At 57.3% G+C, this 262-nt stretch carries 1 protein-coding gene; it reads right to left on the bottom strand.

The window, feature by feature from the left end; translation table 11 throughout:
- On the bottom strand, positions 1-217 hold a 217-nt coding region (locus AB3X89_RS40540; protein WP_368587283.1), incomplete at its 3' end, for a transposase.
- Between the last annotated feature and the right edge of the window lie 45 nt (positions 218-262).

The raw sequence follows: 262 nt of genomic DNA, 5'->3' as shown, positions 1-262 counted from the left end.
TCTGCTGATACACCAGCTCCCACGGCGGGAAATCATTGGGCAGCATCCTCCACGGCGCGCCGGCACGAGCCATCCAGCGCAATGCATCAAACATGTCGCGCAGTTCGTATTTGCGCTGGGGCGCGTCGACGTCCATCAGCGTCAGATACGGCGCCGCGAAACTCCATTCCTCATCCGACACATCAGTCGGATACCCTTTGCGGTCTGTTCTTTTCATCCCGCCAGGATAACAGGTCTCAATCGAAGTTCCTAACACGCTCTA

Origin of the sequence: Paraburkholderia sp. BR14320 (assembly GCF_040948665.1) — a bacterium.
Classification (GTDB): Bacteria; Pseudomonadota; Gammaproteobacteria; order Burkholderiales; family Burkholderiaceae; genus Paraburkholderia; species Paraburkholderia youngii.
Note: the sequence above shows the minus strand (reverse complement) of the source record. Positions and strands in the feature narration are given on the sequence as shown.